A 16742-nucleotide genomic window follows, 5' to 3' on the forward strand; every position below is an offset into this window, starting at 1 on the left:
TGACGCACGGAGACGCACGGGGCCGGATACCGGCGGGCGGGGACACCCGTCCCCGCCCGCCGGCAACCGGCCCGGCCCCTACGGGCGCGTCATGCGCAGCACGTCGAGCGCCTCGTCCAGCTGCTCCAGCGTGAGCAACCCGCGCTCGACGTAGCCCGAGTCGAGGACGACCTCACGGATGGTCTTCCGCTCGGCGAGCGACTTCTTGGCCACCTTCGCCGCCTCCTCGTAGCCGATGTAGCGGTTGAGGGGCGTGACGACCGACGGGGAGGACTCGGCGTACTCGCGGGCCCGTTCCACGTTGGCCGTGATGCCGTCGACCGTGCGGTCGGCGAGCAGGCGGGAGGCGTTGGCGAGCAGCCGCACCGACTCCAGGACGTTCTTCGCCATCACCGGGAGCATCACGTTGAGCTCGAAGTTCCCGGCGGCGCCCGCGGCCGCGACCGTCGCGTCGTTGCCGGTGACCTGGGCGGCCACCATCAGGACGGCCTCGCAGATGACCGGGTTGACCTTGCCCGGCATGATCGAGGAGCCCGGCTGCAGGTCCGGCAGGTTGATCTCGGCCAGCCCGGCCCGCGGGCCGGAGCCCATCCAGCGCAGGTCGTTCGCGATCTTGGTGAGGCCGACGGCGACGGTGCGCAGCTGCCCGCTGGTCTCCACCAGGCCGTCGCGCGCGCCCTGCGCCTCGAAGTGGTCGCGGGCCTCCGTCAGCGGCAGCCCCGTGGCGCGGGCGACCTCGGCGATGACGGCGGCGGAGAAGCCGGGCGGGGTGTTGATGCCGGTGCCCACGGCCGTGCCGCCCAGGGGCAGTTCGGCCAGGCGCGGCAGCGAGGCCCGCAGCCGCTCGACGCCGTAGCGGACCTGGGCCGCGTACCCGCCGAACTCCTGACCGAGCGTCACCGGGGTCGCGTCCATCAGGTGCGTGCGGCCCGACTTGACGACCTCGGCGAACTCCTCGGCCTTGCGCTCCAGGGACGCCGCGAGGTGCTCGAGCGCGGGCACCAGGTCACGGGTGACGGCGGCCGTCGCCGCGATGTGGATGCTGGACGGGAAGACGTCGTTGGAGCTCTGCGACGCGTTCACGTGGTCGTTGGGGTGCACCGGGCGGCCCAGGCGCTCGCTCGCCAGGGTGGCGACGACCTCGTTCGTGTTCATGTTGGAGGACGTGCCGGAGCCCGTCTGGAAGACGTCCACGGGGAAGTGGTCGTCCCAGCGGCCCTCGGCGACCTCCGCGGCGGCCGCCCCGATCGCCTCCGCGACGTCCTTGTCCACCACGCCCAGCTCGGCGTTGACCTTGGCCGCCGCGGCCTTGATCCGGGCCAGCGCCTCGATGTGCGCCCGCTCCAGCCGCTGCCCGCTGATGGGGAAGTTCTCCACCGCGCGCTGGGTCTGCGCCCGCCACTTGGCATCCGCCGGGACCCGGACCTCACCCATCGAGTCGTGCTCGATCCGGTACTGCTCACCATCGGTCATCGTCACTACCTCCTGACACACCAAGCGTTTGTCCGGTTCACGGTGTTCCCAAAAAGCACTACCGCCTAGTAAATACCGCGGGTAACAACTGAAATCGGGGAGGCACCATGACACGCAGACCCACCCTGCGCTGTTCACTCGCCGCCGTCGCCGCGTTCGCCGCGGCGCTCGGCGGCCTCGCTGTCACCGGACCCACCGCCCACGCGGCCGCCGCGCCGCACACATCCGCCGCCGCGACGCCCCTGTCGCCCGAACTGGAGAGGATCCGCGCCGCGGAAGCGGTCAAGCTCTACGGGGACGCCGCCCAGCGCCCCCTGGAGCAGCGCAAGACCTCGCTCCTCTCGCTCGGCGACAGCGAGATCTCCGGCGAAGGCGTCGGCACCTACGAGCCGGGCACCAACGGCCCCGCCAACTGGTGCCACCGCTCGCCCGACGCCGCCATCCACCGCACCACGATCCCCGCCGACGTCACCTACAACGTCGCCTGCTCCGGCGCCTCCACCGCCAACATCCGCATCGGCGGCACCAAGCAGTACGCCGACGAGCTCGTCCAGAGCGACAGCCTCGCCGTCAAGGCCCGCAACACCCGCGTGAAGATGGTCCTGCTCGTCGCCGGCGCCAACGACGACCTGCAGTTCGGGCCCGTCATGACCGACTGCGTCACCCGCTACCTGACCCTCCAGGGCACCTGCGAGCCCAAGTACGCCCCCGGCTGGCAGGCCCGCGTCGACGGACTCGTCCCCAAGGTCGAGCAGACCGTGCGGGACCTGCGCACCGTGATGAAGGACGCCGGCTACGCCGACGGCGACTACAAGCTCGTCCTCATGGGCTACCCGAGCCCCATAGGCCCCGACTTCGAGGACAACCCCTCCTTCCCCGGCAAGCTCCCCGGCGGCTGCGTCGGCCACACCTCCGACGCCGCCTGGGGCCGCAACTCCGCCGTGCCGGCCTTCGAGCGCGGCATGCGCAAGGCCGCGCGCGACACGGGAGCGGTCTACCTCGACAACTCGCGCCTCTTCCACGGGCACGAGGTGTGCATGGACGACGCCTGGGCGCGCGGCCTCTACGTCGACCTGTCCAACCCCTTCCCGCCCAACGAGAACTCCGTACGGCAGTCCTTCCACCCCAACGCCCGGGGCCACGGCGCGTTCGCGTCCTGCCTGAGCCAGGCCTACCTGGCCGGCTACCGCGAGGCCGGCTGCGCCGACCCGGCGAGCACGGGGAAGCCCGTACTGCACGAGGGCGCCTGGGACGACGCCTTCCGACCGCTCAGGAACGAGGCCACCGGCACCTGCGTCGACGCGTACGGGGCGAGCAGCCGCAACGGGACCATGGTCGGCGGCTGGGATTGCACGGGCAGCCGCAACCAGGAGTGGGGCCACGACGCCGGCACCAAGGCGCTGCGGACGGCCCTCTCGCACGACCGGTGCGTGGACGTTCCCGGGGGGAAGTACGCGGCGGGGACGGCCGTGGTGCTGTGGAACTGCCATGGCGGGGCGAACCAGCAGTTCGTGCGGGACGGTTCGACCGTGCGGCCGGCTGCGGCCGGCGGGCTCTGCCTCGCCCTGGCCGGGGCCAAGGAGCCGGTCCGGCTGCAGGCGTGTGACGGGTCGAGGTCACAGCGGTTCGCGTAGCGGCCGACCCGCCGTGGGCCGGCTTGTGCCCACCCGTTCCGCCCCAGCGGAACGACTGCCCACAAGCCGGCTTGCGGGACTACTTCGTACGCATCGGGATGCTCGTGAACGTCGGCGCCGGGGCCGGGTCGACGAAGAAGTCGTTGCCCTTGTCGTCCACGACGATGAACGCCGGGAAGTCCTCGACCTCGATCTTCCAGACGGCCTCCATGCCCAGCTCCTCGTACTCCAGGACCTCCACCTTCTTGATGCAGTCCTGTGCGAGGCGGGCCGCCGGGCCGCCGATCGAGCCGAGGTAGAAGCCGCCGTGGCTGCCGCACGCGTCGGTGACCTGCTTGCTGCGGTTGCCCTTGGCGAGCATCACCTTGGAGCCGCCCGCGGCCTGGAACTGCTCGACGTAGGAGTCCATGCGGCCGGCCGTCGTCGGGCCGAAGGAGCCGGAGGCGTAGCCCTCGGGGGTCTTGGCCGGGCCGGCGTAGTAGACCGGGTGGTCCTTGAGGTACTGGGGCATCTCCTCGCCCGCGTCCAGCCGCTCCTTGATCTTCGCATGTGCGATGTCGCGGGCCACGACGAGCGGTCCGGTCAGCGAGAGGCGGGTCTTGACGGGGTACTTGGTCAGCTCGGCGAGGATCTCGTCCATGGGCCGGTTGAGGTCGATGCGGACGACATCGCCCTCCGACTCCAGATGCTCGTCCGTGGTCTCCGGGAGGAAGCGCGCCGGGTCGGTCTCCAGCTGCTCCAGGAAGACGCCCTCGGGCGTGATCTTCGCGAGCGCCTGGCGGTCGGCGGAGCAGGAGACGGCGATGGCCACCGGGCAGGACGCGCCGTGGCGCGGGAGGCGGACGACGCGCACGTCGTGGCAGAAGTACTTGCCGCCGAACTGGGCGCCGATGCCGATCTTCTGCGTGAGCTCGAAGACCTTGTCCTCCAGATCCTTGTCGCGGAAGCCGTGGCCGAGCGGGGAGCCCTCCTCCGGCAGCTCGTCGAGGTAGTGCGCGGAGGCGTACTTGGCGGTCTTGAGCGCGTACTCGGCGGAGGTGCCGCCGACGACGATCGCCAGGTGGTACGGCGGGCAGGCGGCCGTGCCGAGCGAGCGGATCTTCTCCTCCAGGAACTTCATCATGCTCGCCTCGTTGAGCACGGCCTTCGTCTCCTGGAAGAGGAAGGACTTGTTGGCCGAGCCGCCGCCCTTGGCCATGAAGAGGAACTTGTAGGCGCCGCCGTCGGTCGCGTACAGCTCGATCTGCGCGGGCAGGTTGGAGCCGGTGTTCTTCTCGTCCCACATGGTCAGCGGGGCCATCTGCGAGTAGCGCAGGTTGAGCTCGGTGTAGGCGTCGAAGATGCCGTGCGAGAGGGCCTTCTCGTCGCCGCCCTCGGTCAGCACGTTCTGGCCGCGCTTGCCCATGACGATCGCCGTGCCGGTGTCCTGGCACATCGGGAGCACGCCGGCGGCCGCGATGTTGGCGTTCTTCAGCAGGTCCAGGGCGACGAAGCGGTCGTTCGGGGAGGCCTCGGGGTCGTCGAGGATCTTCCGCAGCTGCGCGAGGTGGGCCGGGCGCAGGTAGTGCGAGATGTCGTGCATCGCCTCGGCGGCCAGCTTGCGCAGCGCCTCCGGCTCGACCTTGAGGAAGGTGCGGCCGTCGGCCTCGAAGGTCGACACGCCCTCGGAGGTGACCAGGCGGTACGGAGTGTTGTCCTCGCCCAGGGGCAGGAGGTCCGTATAGGCGAACTCAGAGGCAGGCATTGCGGCGGATTCCTCACTCGGCAGGCAGTGGTGGCTGGCGTCCTCGACAGCGCGTACCAGCCTAGGGCGCGCGCGGGGGAGCGGTCTTGTGAGGTAAGGCTCACCCGCTCCGACCAGCGGGAATCCCCGGGTCGGGCCCGCCCTCTATCGCGATCTATCGCGTTGTGGCTACCCTGCTTGCCGTGGAAGAGCCATCGTCGCCCTCGTTCGAGAAGAGCCCCCGGCAGCCCCTGCCCGCCGTGCCGGAGCCCGGCCTGCGCGCCTCCGACGCCGACCGCGACCGGACCGCCGGCGTCCTGCGCGACGCCCTGGGCGACGGCCGGATCACCGCGGAGGAGCACGCCGAGCGGGTCGGCGCCGCCTACCGGGCCAGGACCCTGGGCGAGCTGGAACCGCTGGTCCGTGACCTGCCGGTGGACGGCCGGGCCCGGCCGCAGGCCCCCGCGCGCCCGCACCCGGCCCCGGCGCACACCCCCGGCGCGGGCCCCGCCGAGAACCTCGTCGCCGTCTTCGGCGCCGCGAGCCGCAAGGGGCGCCGGCGGGCGAGCCCGCGGACGAACGCGTTCGCGCTGTTCGGCGCCGTGGAGATCGATCTGACCGAGGCGTTCTTCGAGCAGCGGGAGATCGTCATCAACGCGACCTCGTTCTTCGGCAGCGTCGACATCACGGTCCCGGAGAACGTCACCCTGCGCTCCACCGGCACCGGCATCTTCGGCGGTTTCGACATCAGGACCGTGGAAGCGGCCGACCCCGACGCGCCGGTCGTCTCCGTCACCGGCTGCGCGGTCTTCGGTGGTGTGGACGCCCGGCCGAAGCGCGGCAAGCGGCTCAAGAACCTTCGCGCGGGCCGCTGATGGCGCCCCGCGCGCCCTATCACCGCGAACTTACTGCGGGTTACCGCGTTCCGCTCATGGCAACGGTGTGAATAAGCACGCGCACAGCGGGTAAAGCTTGGTGCATCGTCTCTCGTACGGCTGCCGGTGCGAATGGCCGTGCGCAGTGGAGGCGGGCAAGGGTGACTCAACCGGCCAAGTAAAAGCCGTCGTCAGGAGTAGACCGTGCTGCTACCGCATCAGCCCCTGCAGGAAGCCGCCGTACCGTCCCCGCGGATTCCGTCCGCGCGGGATCAGGCCGGCCCCTGGCATTCGGAGGCGGTGTGCCGCCGGGATGAAGCCGGGCTCTTCTTCGCACCATCCAAGGAACCGACGGCTGCCCGTCTGTCGCGCGAAGAGGCCGCCAAGCGCGTCTGCGCCCGTTGCCCGGTGATGGTCGAGTGCCGCGAGCACGCCTTGCTGCAGCCGGAGCCCTACGGGGTGTGGGGCGGTCTCACCGCGGCCGAGCGCCGGGTGGTGCTGGCGCGCCGGCGGCGGCGCGAGGCCGAGCTGGCGCGCACGACGCGGGTCGCCGCCGCGGGCTGAGCGCACGGGACGGCAGAAGCGCCGGACGGGCTTGATTTCGGCTGGGCTCGGCCGAAATCGCAGCCCGTCCGGCGTTTGGGGGCAGGTGTGCCCGCAGGGCGATCAGCTGGGGCGCTCGAAGTCCACCGTGCTGTACGCGCGCAGCTTCGAGAGCCGGTGCGTGGAGTCGATCTGCCGGATCGTGCCCGACTTGGAGCGCATGACCAGCGACTGCGTGGTCGCCGTCTCCGCGCGGTAGCGGACGCCGCGCAGCAGCTCGCCGTCGGTGATGCCGGTGGCCACGAAGAACACGTTCTCGCCGCTGACCAGGTCGTTCGTGTGCAGGACGCGGTCGAGGTCGTGGCCCGCGTCGAGGGCGCGCTGTCGCTCCTCGGCGTCCTTGGGCCACAGCTTGGCCTGGATGGTGCCGCCGAGGCACTTCATCGCGCAGGCCGCGATGATGCCCTCCGGCGTGCCGCCGATGCCCAGCAGCAGGTCCACGCCGGTGCCCTCGCGGGCGGCCATGATGGCGCCGGCCACGTCGCCGTCGGAGATGAACTTGATCCGGGCGCCGGCCTCGCGGATCTCCTTGACGAGCCCGTCGTGACGGGGGCGGTCCAGGACGACGACCGTGACGTCCTCGGGGGAGGAGTGCTTGGCCTTGGCGATGCGGCGGATGTTGACGGCGACGGGGGCGTCGATGTCGACGAAGTCGGCGGCCTCCGGGCCGGTGACCAGCTTGTCCATGTAGAACACCGCGGACGGGTCGAACATGGTGCCGCGGTCGGCGACGGCCATCACGGAGACGGCGTTGGCCATGCCCTTGGCGGTGAGGGTCGTGCCGTCCACCGGGTCGACGGCCACGTCGCACTCGGCGCCGGTTCCGTCGCCGACGCGCTCGCCGTTGTAGAGCATGGGGGCGTTGTCCTTCTCCCCCTCGCCGATGACGACGACACCGTTCATGGACACGGTGCCGATCAGGGCACGCATGGCCTTGACCGCGGCGCCGTCCGCGCCGTTCTTGTCACCCCGGCCGACCCAGCGGCCCGATGCCATGGCACCGGCCTCGGTGACCCGGACGAGCTCCAGGGCGAGGTTGCGGTCGGGGGCCTCGGGGCTGACCTCGAGCGGGGACGGCAGATGATGCTCGGTCATCGGAGCGCAACCTTTCTTTACGGCGACGGCCGCAGGGACCCCTCTCCCCCGAAAGGGGCAGAAGGTGAGGGTGCTGATGACTTTATCTGTTTACTGCGAGAGTGAGCAGAGGGCCCCACGCATGAGCGGCGTCAAGGTCTTCCGGAGGAGGCGCGGACCGGGCTCCGGCGCGCCCCCGGGGCCGCCGTCAAGATCTCCCGGGGCATAGGGGACGATGGGGGGCGTGGCAGGTAGGAATCCCAAGGCGCAGACCGTGCGCAACATGGTGCTCGCGATGGCGGTGATCATTCCCGTCGCTTTTGTCAGCTACGTGTTCATCCCGCACGACGAAGGCAAGGCGAGCGACGCGGTGCCGACCGTCGACTACCGCGTCGAGCTCGACACGGCGCGGCGCGCCGCGCCGTACCCCGTCGCGGCCCCGGCCGGGCTGGACAAGGACTGGCGCGCCACCTCCGTCTCGTACCGGGCGGGCGGGACGGGCGGCAAGGAGGGCTCGGTCTGGCACCTGGGCTTCCTCGACCCGGACACGCAGTACGTGGCCGTCGAGCAGAGCGACGGCCCGGCCCGTGCCTTCATCGACGGTGCGAGCCAGCGCGCGGTGAAGACGGACAGGACGCAGCGCGTGGGCGATGCCACGTGGCGGCACTACGAGGGCGAGAAGTACAACGCGCTCGTGCGCGAGGAGCGCGGGGTGACCACGGTGGTCACCGGTACCGCGTCCGCGGAGCGGCTCGCGGAAATGGCCGCCGCGCTCAAGTCCAAGAAGGGCTGAGGGAGCGCGACGGCCGGGTGCCGCAGCGGGGACGGTCCGGGACCGTCCCCGCTGTTCAGGCTGTTCAGGCTGTTCAGGCTGTTCGGATTGTCAAGGTTGTCCGGACGGATCAGACCGTCGTGACGACCTGCTCGTAGGGCAGGCGCGGCGAGCGGGGGTACGAGGCGCCCTCGCCCGGCTTGCCGATGTTGACGATCATCAGCGGGGTGTGGTCGCCGTCCAGGAACTCCTTCTGGACGCCCGCGAAGTCGAAGCCCGTCATCGGGCCGGCGGCCAGGCCCGCCGCGCGGATGCCGAGGATGAAGTAGCCGGCCTGCAGCGAGCCGTTGAGCGCGGCGGACTGCTCGCGCACCGGGCGCTCGGCGAAGAAGACGTCCTTGGCCTGCGGGAAGTGCGGGAACAGCTCCGGCAGCTCCTCGTGGAACTCGTTGTCCGTGGCGAGAATCGCGACGAGCGGGGCGTTGCGGGTCTTCTCGCGGTTGCCCTCGGCCATCAGGGGCGCGAGGCGCTCGCGGGCCTCCTCGGAGCGGATCAGCACGATGCGCAGGGGCGACTGGTTGAACGCCGTCGGGGCGTACTTGACCAGGTCGTAGACGGCCTGGATCTGCTCGTCGGTCACCGGCTCGCCGGAGAAGGTGTTGGCGGTGTGCGCCTCACGGAAGAGCAGGTCCTGGGCGGCGGCGTCGAGGGCGAGGGACATGGGGGTGCACCTTCTTGCGTACGGAAGATCCCGGGGGGAGGGCTTACGGGATCCACTGTACGACAAGTAGATGAAACTTCAACTAAAGGGGTGGGGATGTGGCGGGGTTCACCCGCCCTTGCTGATGTATTGGCTGGTCAGAGGGGGTAGCCGGGCGTCAGGACGCCTCTTCGGCACCCTCCGCGGCACCCTCCGCCGCCCCGGCCTCCTCCTCGGAGGCCAGCGCCGCGTCCAGCCGCGCCCGCGCGCCCTCCAGCCAGCGTCGGCACACCTTCGACAGCTCCTCGCCGCGCTCCCACAGGGCCAGCGACTCCTCCAGCGTCGTGCCGCCCGCCTCCAGGCGGCGCACGACCTCGATCAGCTCGTCGCGAGCCTGCTCGTACCCCAGCGCATCCGTTGTCGTCGCCATGGCCACCAGCCTATGCGGGAGGTACGACAGCGGACCCCGCAACGGGCCGCACCGTGAACTCGCCCTCCGCGACCCGGGCCCGCAGCTCCTCCTCCGCCGTCACCTCCGCTGCGTCCCGCACCACCGAGCCGTCCGCGTGCTGCAGCACGGCGTAGCCCCGGCGCAGCGTCGCCGCCGGGGACAGCGCGACCACGCGCGCGTGCGTGTGCGACAGCTCCGAGTCCGCGCGGTCCAGCAGGTGGCCGAGCGTCCGGCGCGCCCGGGCGGTCAGGGCGTCGACCCGGTCCTCGCGCTCCTCCACCATCCGCTGCGGGTGCTGCATGCACGGGCGGGCCCGCACCGACGCCAGGCCGCGCTCCTCGCGGTCCAGGTGCGCGGTGACGCAGCGCAGGGCGCGCTCGCGCAGCTGCCGGACCCGCACCAGCTCCTCGCCGACGTCGGGCACCACGCGTTTCGCCGCGTCCGTCGGCGTGGACGCGCGCAGGTCCGCGACCAGGTCCAGCAGGGGGGAGTCGGGCTCGTGGCCGATCGCGGAGACCACCGGCGTGCGGCAGGCGGCCACCGTGCGCACCAGGCGCTCGTCGGAGAACGGCAGCAGGTCCTCCACGCTGCCGCCGCCGCGCGCCACGATGATCACGTCCACATCCGGGGCCTTGTCGAGCTCCTCGACGGCCTCGATGACGCGCGGCACCGCGTGCACGCCCTGGACGGGCACGTTGCGGATCTCGAAGCGGACGGCGGGCCAGCGGTGCCGGGCGTTCTCCAGGACGTCCCGCTCTGCGGCCGAGGCACGGCCGCAGACCAGGCCGATCAGCTGCGGCAGGAACGGCAGCGGCCGCTTGCGCTCCGCCGCGAACAGCCCCTCGGCCGCCAGCGACTTCTTCAGCTGCTCCAGCCGCGCCAGCAGCTCCCCGACGCCCACCGGCCGGATCTCCGCCGCCCGCAGCGAGAGCTGACCGCGCGGGGCGTACCACTCGGGCTTGGCGTGCACGACGACGCGCGCGCCCTCCGAGACGATGTCGGCGACCTTGTCGAAGACCGCGCGGTAGCAGGTGACGGACAGCGAGATGTCGTGCGCCGGGTCGCGCAGCGTCAGGAAGACGACGCCGGCGCCCGGGCGGCGGGAGAGCTGGGTGATCTGCCCCTCGACCCACACCGCGCCGAGACGGTCGATCCAGCCGCCGATGAGCCGGGACACCTGCCCCACCGGGATCGGGGCGTCGGGGGACGTGTTGAGGGCCATGGGGTGAGCGTAGTGGCCTCTCACCGGCCGGGGGCCAGGCACGTACGGTCACGCCCTACGGGCATTCCGCCGGACCCTCGCCGTCGTGGTCGCTCGCCGCGGCGGCGGGCATTTCCTTGGGGGCCTCGCCCCTCAAGGCCGCCGCCGCGGCGAGTGACCACCGCGGCGCTACCCGGCGGTGCCGTACCGCGCCGCAGGGTGGCTGTACCGCGCCTCGCCGCACCGTCCCTACGCCGGACCCCCGCGGAGCGCTTGCGCCCCCAGCACCCCCAGCCCCGCCACCAGCCACAGCCCGCCCACGACCTGCGCCGTGGCCGACGCCTCGACGATCACCGCGATCACCACGGCCAGCCCCAGCAGGGGCATCACCACGTGCCGTACGGGCCGCAGCTCGCGGCCCCGCCTGCGGACCGCGAACCAGCCGATCACCGACAGGTGCAGCAGCGCGAAGGCCACCAGCGCACCCACGTTCACCACCGACACCAGGCGGTCCAGGCCGTCGTCGCGCCGCGCCGCCCACACCGCCGCCACGAGGTTGACCACCGCCGTGCCCAGCAACGCGATCCGGGGCACGCCCGAGGCCGGGTCCACCTTCGACAGCAGGCCCGGCAGCCTCCTGTCCCGTGCCATCGCGAACAGCAGCCGCCCCGCCGCGGCCTGCCCCGCCAGCGCCGCGAACGCCGCCCCGACGGCCTTGCTGACCGCCACCAGGTCGTGCAGCCACGTGCCGGTCGCCGAGTCCACCGTGTCGTAGAACGCCGAGCCCTGCGCGGCCGGGTCCGCCGCCAGCTCCGCCGCCGACATCGGGGCGAGCAGCGCCGCCAGGTACGTCTGGACCATGAACAGCACGCCCGCCACCGCCAGGCACGTCATCACCGCCCGGGCGACGCGCTCCGAGCCCCCCGCGGCCTCCTCCGCGAACGCCGCGATCGCGTCGAAGCCCAGGTACGACAGCACCGCCACGGACACCGCGGCGACCACCGCGCCCATGGCGAAGTTGCCCTCCCCGGTCAGCGGCGACAGCCAGCCGCGCCGGGCCCCGTGCTCCGCGAGGGCGAACACCGCGCACGCCACGAAGACCAGCAGGACCGCGATCTCCATGGCGAGCACCAGGAAGCCGACGACGGCGGCCGTCCGCACGCCCGCCAGGTTCAGGGCGGTCGTCACCACGACCGCGACGGCCGTCCACACCCACTGCGACACCGACGGCACCAGAGCGTGCAGGGCGATCCCCGAGAAGAGGTAGGCCACCGCGGGGATCAGGAGGTAGTCCAGCAGCGCCATCCAGCCGGCGACGAACCCCGGGCCCTCGCCGAGCCCCACGCGCGCGTACGTGTAGACCGAGCCGGCCTGCGGGGCGACGCGGACCATCTGGGCGTACGAGAAGGCGGTGAAGGCCATCGCGACGGTCGCGACGGCGTAGACGAGCGCCACCGCCCCGCGCGACTTCGCGTCCAGCGTGCCGAAGATGCCCACCGGCGCCATGGGGGCGATGAACAGCAACCCGTAGACGATCAGGTCCCGGAAGGTGAGGGTGCGGTGAAGCTTTCCGTCGGTGCCGCCGGGGGGTGCGGTCACGGGTGCGGTCATGGGCTGCCCCTAGAGCGGACGGAATCGCGGCTTCCGTCATCGTGCCCCACCGGGCGGCCCGCCGCCGGTCGGCACCGCGGGCCCTTACGATGGACGGCATGACTGCACCCACCGCCCGCAAGGTCCTCCTCGCCGCCCCCCGTGGCTACTGCGCGGGCGTGGACCGCGCCGTGATCGCCGTCGAGAAGGCCCTGGAGCAGTACGGCGCCCCCGTCTACGTGCGTCATGAGATCGTCCACAACAAGTACGTGGTGAAGACCCTGGAGAAGAAGGGCGCGATCTTCGTCGACGAGACGGAGGAGGTGCCCGAGGGCAACATCGTCATCTTCTCCGCGCACGGCGTCGCCCCGGTCGTCCACGAGGAGGCACGGCGCGGCAAGCTCGCCACGATCGACGCCACCTGCCCGCTGGTCACCAAGGTCCACAAGGAAGCCGTCCGCTTCGCCAACGACGACTACGACATCCTCCTCATCGGCCACGAGGGCCACGAGGAGGTCATCGGCACCAGCGGCGAGGCGCCCGACCACATCACCCTGGTCGACGGCCCCGGCGACGTGGCGAACGTCGAGGTCCGCGACCCGGACCGGGTCGTCTGGCTCTCCCAGACCACCCTCTCGGTCGACGAGACCATGGAGACGGTCGACGCCCTCAAGGGCCGCTTCCCCAACCTCCTCTCCCCGCCGAGCGACGACATCTGCTACGCCACGCAGAACCGGCAGACCGCGGTCAAGCAGATGGGCGCCGACGCCGACCTCGTGATCGTCGTCGGCTCGAAGAACTCCTCCAACTCCGTCCGCCTGGTCGAGGTCGCCCTTGGCGCCGGAGCCAAGGACGCCCACCTGGTGGACTACGCCGACGAGATCGACGAGGCCTGGCTGGAAGGCGTCTCCACGGTCGGCGTGACCTCGGGCGCCTCCGTCCCGGAGATCCTCGTCGAGGGCGTCCTGGACTGGCTGGCCGAGCGCGGCTACGGCGACGTCGAGACGATCACCGCCGCCCAGGAGAGCATCACCTTCTCCCTGCCGAAGGAGCTCCGCCGCGACCTGCGCTCGGAGGCGGCGGGGCTGGCCGGCGGCGACCAGGCCTGAGGACCCCCGGACCGCGCAGGGACCCTGCACTCATGGCCGCCACGCCGTAGCGTGGTGGCCATGAACGTATTCGGCGTGGACATCGGCGGATCGGGCATCAAGGGCGCTCCGGTCGACGTGCTGCGGGGCGAGCTCACCCAGGAGCGCTTCAAGGTGCTCACTCCGCACCCCGCGACCCCGGACGCCGTCGCGGACTGCGTCCGGCAGGTCATGGAGCACTTCGGCACGCCCGCCGGGCCGGTGGGGGCCACGTTCCCTGGCGTGGTCGTCGGCGGCACCACGCGCACGGCCGCCAACGTCGCCAAGGACTGGATCGGCCGGGACGCCGCGGGCCTGCTCGGCGAGCGGCTCGGCACGCCGGTGACCGTGCTGAACGACGCCGACGCCGCGGGCCTGGCCGAAATGCACTTCGGGGCGGGCCGCGGCCGCCGCGGCACCGTCATCGTGCTCACCTTCGGCACGGGCATCGGCAGCGCCGTCTTCACCGACGGCAAGCTCGTCGCCAACACCGAGCTGGGCCACCTGGAGCTGCAGGGCCACGACGCGGAGACGCGCGCCTCGACCCGGGCCAAGGAGGAAGAGGGCCTGAAGTGGAACCACTGGGCCCGGCGCGTGGAGCGCTACCTGGCCCACGTGGAGATGCTGTTCTCGCCCGAGCTGTTCGTCATCGGCGGCGGCGTGAGCCGCAAGGCGGCCAAGTTCCTGCCGCTGATCGAGGGCGTCAGCGCCGAGATCGTGCCTGCTGAGCTGGAGAACAACGCGGGGATCGTGGGGGCCGCGATGGCTGCTGCCGCTGCGACCGGCGCAGCCGTGCCCGCCTCCGCCGCCTGATCAGCACGATCCGGCGCACCAGCGTGATCAGGGCGGTCAGCAGGGTGCCCGCGTAGAGCCAGCCCGCGTTCAGCGACAGCAGCGTGACCAGGCCCATGACCTTGGCGCCCGCCCCGTCGCCCCCGCCGGCCAGGGGCACGGCGCCCACGGCGAAGGCGATGGGGGCGGTGACGGGCGCGGTGACCAGGTCGGCCGGCCGCACCCACAGGGCGCACACGGTGCCCGCCAGCAGGAAGAAGAGCCCGTAGAAGGCGGAGGAGCCGCCCGCCAGGGAGTCCAGCCAGCCGATGCCGAGCATCCACGCGGTGGTGAGCACGCCGCTGCCGAGGCCGGTCAGCCGGGGCGCCGGCAGCCGCCCCAGGGCCCGCAGCTGCTGCGTGGACGGCCCGCTGCGGGGCCGGCGGACGGTGGCGGCCCGGCCCTGCCCCACGGGCGCCGCGGGCCGCGGCACGGGTGGGACGCGGCGGGCCTTGCCCTGGGGCGTGCGCGTGCTGGGTTGCTCCACCCGACCAAACTAGGTCGACAAGCGGGAGGAATCCGGCGTTGGACACGCGGTTTGAGCCACCTTGGCCATACGTTCGACTGATAGTCCGTACGGGCCCGCCGGACGAGTGGACCCGTAGACTGGATGACCGGCCCGGCAGTGGGCCATGACCGGCCCGCCAGTGGGCCGCGGACCCTTTGGAACCTACGGGAAGTCGCCACGTGTCGCTCACGATCGGAATCGTCGGTCTGCCCAATGTCGGCAAGTCGACCCTGTTCAACGCCCTGACCAAGAACGACGTGCTGGCGGCCAACTACCCGTTCGCCACCATCGAGCCCAACGTGGGCGTCGTCGGCGTCCCCGACGCCCGGCTGCAGAAGCTGGCCGAGATCTTCGGCTCGCAGAAGATCCTCCCCGCCACGGTCGACTTCGTCGACATCGCGGGCATCGTCCGCGGCGCCTCCGAGGGCGAGGGCCTGGGCAACAAGTTCCTCGCGAACATCCGTGAGTCCGACGCGATCTGCCAGGTCATCCGCGCCTTCAAGGACGAGAACGTCGTCCACGTCGACGGCAAGGTCTCGCCCAAGGACGACATCGAGACGATCAACACCGAGCTGATCCTCGCCGACCTGCAGTCGGTCGAGAAGGCGGTCCCGCGCCTGACCAAGGAGTCGCGCCTCCAGAAGGAGAAGGTCGCCGTCCTCGCCGCCGTCGAGGAGGCGAAGACGATCCTGGAGTCGGGCCAGACCCTGTTCTCCGCGGGCATCACCAAGGGCACCGAGCGCGGTGACCTGCTGCACGAGCTGCACCTGCTCACCACCAAGCCCTTCCTCTACGTCTTCAACGTGGACGAGGACGAGCTGGTCGACGAGGACTTCAAGAACGAGCAGCGCGCGCTGGTCGCCCCGGCCGAGGCCATCTTCCTCAACGCCAAGATCGAGTCCGAGCTCATCGAGCTGGACGACGAGGAGGCGCTGGAGCTGCTGCAGTCCATGGGCCAGGACGAGCCCGGTCTCGCCACCCTGGGCCGCGTCGGCTTCGACACCCTGGGCCTGCAGACCTACCTGACCGCCGGTCCCAAGGAGACCCGCGCCTGGACGATCAAGAAGGGCGCCACGGCCCCCGAGGCGGCCGGTGTCATCCACACCGACTTCCAGAAGGGCTTCATCAAGGCCGAGGTCATCTCCTTCGAGGACCTGGTCGCGGCCGGCTCCGTGGCCGACGCCCGCGCGGCCGGCAAGGCCCGCATGGAGGGCAAGGAGTACGTGATGGCCGACGGCGACGTGGTGGAGTTCCGCTTCAACGTCTGACGACCAATGCAGGAAGGGCCGGGCTCCGTCGAGCCCGGCCCTTCCGCGTTCAGCCGCTTCGGGGTGGTGTCAGCTTGTCCAGGTCGAGGCTGATCTCGAAGGGCACCGGGCGCCTGAGCGAGCCCCGGAAGATGCCGGCGGGCGCGTAGGCGCGGGTCGGCTCGTCGAGCTCGTAGACGTGGACGACGGGTGCGCCGTCCTCGTCCTCGATGCACCAGTAGTGGGGGATGCCCGCCTCGGCGTACTTGCGGAGCTTCACCGTGCGGTCGCGGTGGGCGGACTCGGGGGAGACGACCTCGATGACGAGTGGAACCTCGTCGGGGACGAACCAGGTCCGGTCACCGTTGAAGTCGGCCGTCGTGACCAGCAGGTCAGGCTCAGGCCGGTTGCGCTGATCGAGCTTGATGGTCATCTCGCGGCCGACTCCGGTGCCCGCGGGGGCCTGCTCCATGAGGGCGACGGTGAGCATGGTGACGAGGTGGCCGTGCCACCACCTCTGCGGCGACATCATGAAGACAAGTGCTCCATCGATCAGCTCGGTGTGGCGCGGTGCCTCGGGGAGGCGGTCCAGATCCTCCGCGAACCAGCCTTCCAAGCGCGGTGGGCGCATCCAGTCGGGCAGTGCGGTCATGGCTTCACGGTAGCGGCCCGCGTCTCGGGCCGGAGGGGCCGACGACCCCCGGCCAGGGCCGCGGCGGACTCGCCGTCACCCTCTTCCGTAACGGAGCGTGTTTGCGGCGCGGGGACTGGGTATGCATCGGCCGGTGCATATTTGCGGATGTGCCGGGGGTGGCTCTCACCGCATGCGTGGGTGCTGTCGCCAACTAAGCGTCCCTGAGCTGCAATTCACTACATCTAGTGAATCAATGGCCTTGAGTTGCGGACAGCAACCGAGGGTTGCCAAGCTGTTGC

The 16742-nt window shown here is 71.5% G+C and carries 16 protein-coding genes; 7 read left to right on the top strand and 9 right to left on the bottom strand.

Translation table 11 applies throughout. From position 1 onward, the window contains the following. Window positions 1–78: 78 nt before the first annotated feature. A complete protein-coding gene (locus ACFPP6_RS15900; protein WP_382042061.1) occupies window positions 79–1473 on the bottom strand; it encodes a class II fumarate hydratase in 1395 nt (464 codons plus the stop codon). Between the two features lie 107 nt (window positions 1474–1580). Between ACFPP6_RS15900 and ACFPP6_RS15905 the strand changes: the two genes are divergently transcribed. Then, window positions 1581–3107: a ricin-type beta-trefoil lectin domain protein gene (locus ACFPP6_RS15905; protein ID WP_382042064.1), complete on the top strand. Its 1527-nt coding sequence runs from the start codon at window positions 1581–1583 to the stop codon at window positions 3105–3107. Window positions 3108–3186: 79 nt separating this feature from the next. Here ACFPP6_RS15905 and ACFPP6_RS15910 read toward each other — a convergent pair whose 3' ends face one another. Then, entirely contained in the window at window positions 3187–4851 is a 1665-nt protein-coding gene (locus tag ACFPP6_RS15910; protein WP_382042067.1) for a fumarate hydratase, read from the bottom strand. 173 nt (window positions 4852–5024) lie between these two features. On the opposite strand from ACFPP6_RS15910, the gene ACFPP6_RS15915 reads away from it, so the two are divergent. Next, window positions 5025–5705, top strand: a complete 681-nt coding sequence (locus tag ACFPP6_RS15915) for a DUF1707 SHOCT-like domain-containing protein (RefSeq protein WP_382042587.1) — start codon at window positions 5025–5027, stop codon at window positions 5703–5705. Window positions 5706–5909: 204 nt separating this feature from the next. Further along, the gene (locus ACFPP6_RS15920; RefSeq protein ID WP_058046041.1) at window positions 5910–6269 is read left to right on the top strand and encodes a WhiB family transcriptional regulator; all 360 of its coding nucleotides are present in this window, start codon (window positions 5910–5912) and stop codon (window positions 6267–6269) included. Window positions 6270–6371: 102 nt separating this feature from the next. Here ACFPP6_RS15920 and glpX read toward each other — a convergent pair whose 3' ends face one another. After that, entirely contained in the window at window positions 6372–7403 is a 1032-nt protein-coding gene (gene glpX / locus ACFPP6_RS15925) for a class II fructose-bisphosphatase (protein WP_382042072.1), read from the bottom strand. Window positions 7404–7626: 223 nt separating this feature from the next. Here glpX and ACFPP6_RS15930 point away from each other — a divergent pair, with 223 nt between their 5' ends. Then, on the top strand, window positions 7627–8175 hold the full coding sequence (locus tag ACFPP6_RS15930; protein ID WP_382042075.1) for a DUF4245 domain-containing protein: 549 nt from the start codon (window positions 7627–7629) through the stop codon (window positions 8173–8175). A gap of 109 nt (window positions 8176–8284) precedes the next feature. Here the strand turns inward: ACFPP6_RS15930 and ACFPP6_RS15935 are convergent, their stop codons facing one another. The 4 genes from ACFPP6_RS15935 to ACFPP6_RS15950 all read right to left on the bottom strand — a co-directional run bounded on the left by ACFPP6_RS15935 (window position 8285) and on the right by ACFPP6_RS15950 (window position 12117). Further along, window positions 8285–8875, bottom strand: a complete 591-nt coding sequence (locus ACFPP6_RS15935; RefSeq protein ID WP_382042078.1) for a malonic semialdehyde reductase — start codon at window positions 8873–8875, stop codon at window positions 8285–8287. 157 nt (window positions 8876–9032) lie between these two features. Further along, window positions 9033–9284, bottom strand: coding sequence for an exodeoxyribonuclease VII small subunit (locus tag ACFPP6_RS15940; protein WP_382042081.1), 252 nt, complete (start codon window positions 9282–9284; stop codon window positions 9033–9035). 10 nt (window positions 9285–9294) lie between these two features. Continuing rightward, on the bottom strand, window positions 9295–10527 hold the full coding sequence (xseA, locus tag ACFPP6_RS15945; protein ID WP_382042084.1) for an exodeoxyribonuclease VII large subunit: 1233 nt from the start codon (window positions 10525–10527) through the stop codon (window positions 9295–9297). A gap of 228 nt (window positions 10528–10755) precedes the next feature. Continuing rightward, complete coding sequence (locus tag ACFPP6_RS15950; RefSeq protein ID WP_382042087.1) at window positions 10756–12117, bottom strand: APC family permease; 1362 nt, start codon at window positions 12115–12117, stop codon at window positions 10756–10758. A gap of 89 nt (window positions 12118–12206) precedes the next feature. Here ACFPP6_RS15950 and ACFPP6_RS15955 point away from each other — a divergent pair, with 89 nt between their 5' ends. Both ACFPP6_RS15955 and ppgK read left to right on the top strand, forming a co-directional pair. Further along, a complete protein-coding gene (locus tag ACFPP6_RS15955; protein ID WP_382042090.1) occupies window positions 12207–13205 on the top strand; it encodes a 4-hydroxy-3-methylbut-2-enyl diphosphate reductase in 999 nt (332 codons plus the stop codon). Window positions 13206–13265: 60 nt separating this feature from the next. Continuing rightward, on the top strand, window positions 13266–14036 hold the full coding sequence (gene ppgK / locus ACFPP6_RS15960) for a polyphosphate--glucose phosphotransferase (RefSeq protein WP_382042093.1): 771 nt from the start codon (window positions 13266–13268) through the stop codon (window positions 14034–14036). On the opposite strand, the gene ACFPP6_RS15965 is transcribed toward ppgK, so the two are convergent. Then, window positions 13927–14541 carry a DUF6542 domain-containing protein gene (locus ACFPP6_RS15965; RefSeq protein ID WP_382042096.1) on the bottom strand — a complete coding sequence of 205 codons (615 nt, stop codon included), beginning with the start codon at window positions 14539–14541 and terminating at the stop codon, window positions 13927–13929. The two genes, ppgK and ACFPP6_RS15965, sit on opposite strands and share 110 nt — an antisense overlap. Before the next feature lie 200 nt (window positions 14542–14741). Between ACFPP6_RS15965 and ychF the strand changes: the two genes are divergently transcribed. Further along, on the top strand, window positions 14742–15830 hold the full coding sequence (gene ychF, locus ACFPP6_RS15970; RefSeq protein ID WP_382042100.1) for a redox-regulated ATPase YchF: 1089 nt from the start codon (window positions 14742–14744) through the stop codon (window positions 15828–15830). 49 nt (window positions 15831–15879) lie between these two features. Here the strand turns inward: ychF and ACFPP6_RS15975 are convergent, their stop codons facing one another. Beyond that, window positions 15880–16461, bottom strand: coding sequence for a Uma2 family endonuclease (locus ACFPP6_RS15975; RefSeq protein WP_382042103.1), 582 nt, complete (start codon window positions 16459–16461; stop codon window positions 15880–15882). Between the last annotated feature and the right edge of the window lie 281 nt (window positions 16462–16742).

Origin of the sequence: Streptomyces aureoversilis (genome assembly GCF_042657885.1) — a bacterium.
Taxonomy (GTDB): domain Bacteria; phylum Actinomycetota; class Actinomycetes; order Streptomycetales; family Streptomycetaceae; genus Streptomyces; species Streptomyces aureoversilis.

Excerpts from the sequence above, each read along its gene's own strand:
- ACFPP6_RS15900 (WP_382042061.1), bottom strand. The coding sequence starts at position 1,473 with ATGACCGATGGTGAGCAGTACCGGATCGAGCACGACTCGATGGGTGAG.
- ACFPP6_RS15905 (WP_382042064.1), top strand. The coding sequence starts at position 1,581 with ATGACACGCAGACCCACCCTGCGCTGTTCACTCGCCGCCGTCGCCGCG.
- ACFPP6_RS15910 (WP_382042067.1), bottom strand. The coding sequence starts at position 4,851 with ATGCCTGCCTCTGAGTTCGCCTATACGGACCTCCTGCCCCTGGGCGAG.
- glpX (WP_382042072.1), bottom strand. The coding sequence starts at position 7,403 with ATGACCGAGCATCATCTGCCGTCCCCGCTCGAGGTCAGCCCCGAGGCC.
- ACFPP6_RS15935 (WP_382042078.1), bottom strand. The coding sequence starts at position 8,875 with ATGTCCCTCGCCCTCGACGCCGCCGCCCAGGACCTGCTCTTCCGTGAG.
- ACFPP6_RS15940 (WP_382042081.1), bottom strand. The coding sequence starts at position 9,284 with ATGGCGACGACAACGGATGCGCTGGGGTACGAGCAGGCTCGCGACGAG.
- xseA (WP_382042084.1), bottom strand. The coding sequence starts at position 10,527 with ATGGCCCTCAACACGTCCCCCGACGCCCCGATCCCGGTGGGGCAGGTG.
- ACFPP6_RS15950 (WP_382042087.1), bottom strand. The coding sequence starts at position 12,117 with ATGACCGCACCCGTGACCGCACCCCCCGGCGGCACCGACGGAAAGCTT.
- ACFPP6_RS15955 (WP_382042090.1), top strand. The coding sequence starts at position 12,207 with ATGGACGGCATGACTGCACCCACCGCCCGCAAGGTCCTCCTCGCCGCC.
- ppgK (WP_382042093.1), top strand. The coding sequence starts at position 13,266 with ATGAACGTATTCGGCGTGGACATCGGCGGATCGGGCATCAAGGGCGCT.
- ACFPP6_RS15975 (WP_382042103.1), bottom strand. The coding sequence starts at position 16,461 with ATGACCGCACTGCCCGACTGGATGCGCCCACCGCGCTTGGAAGGCTGG.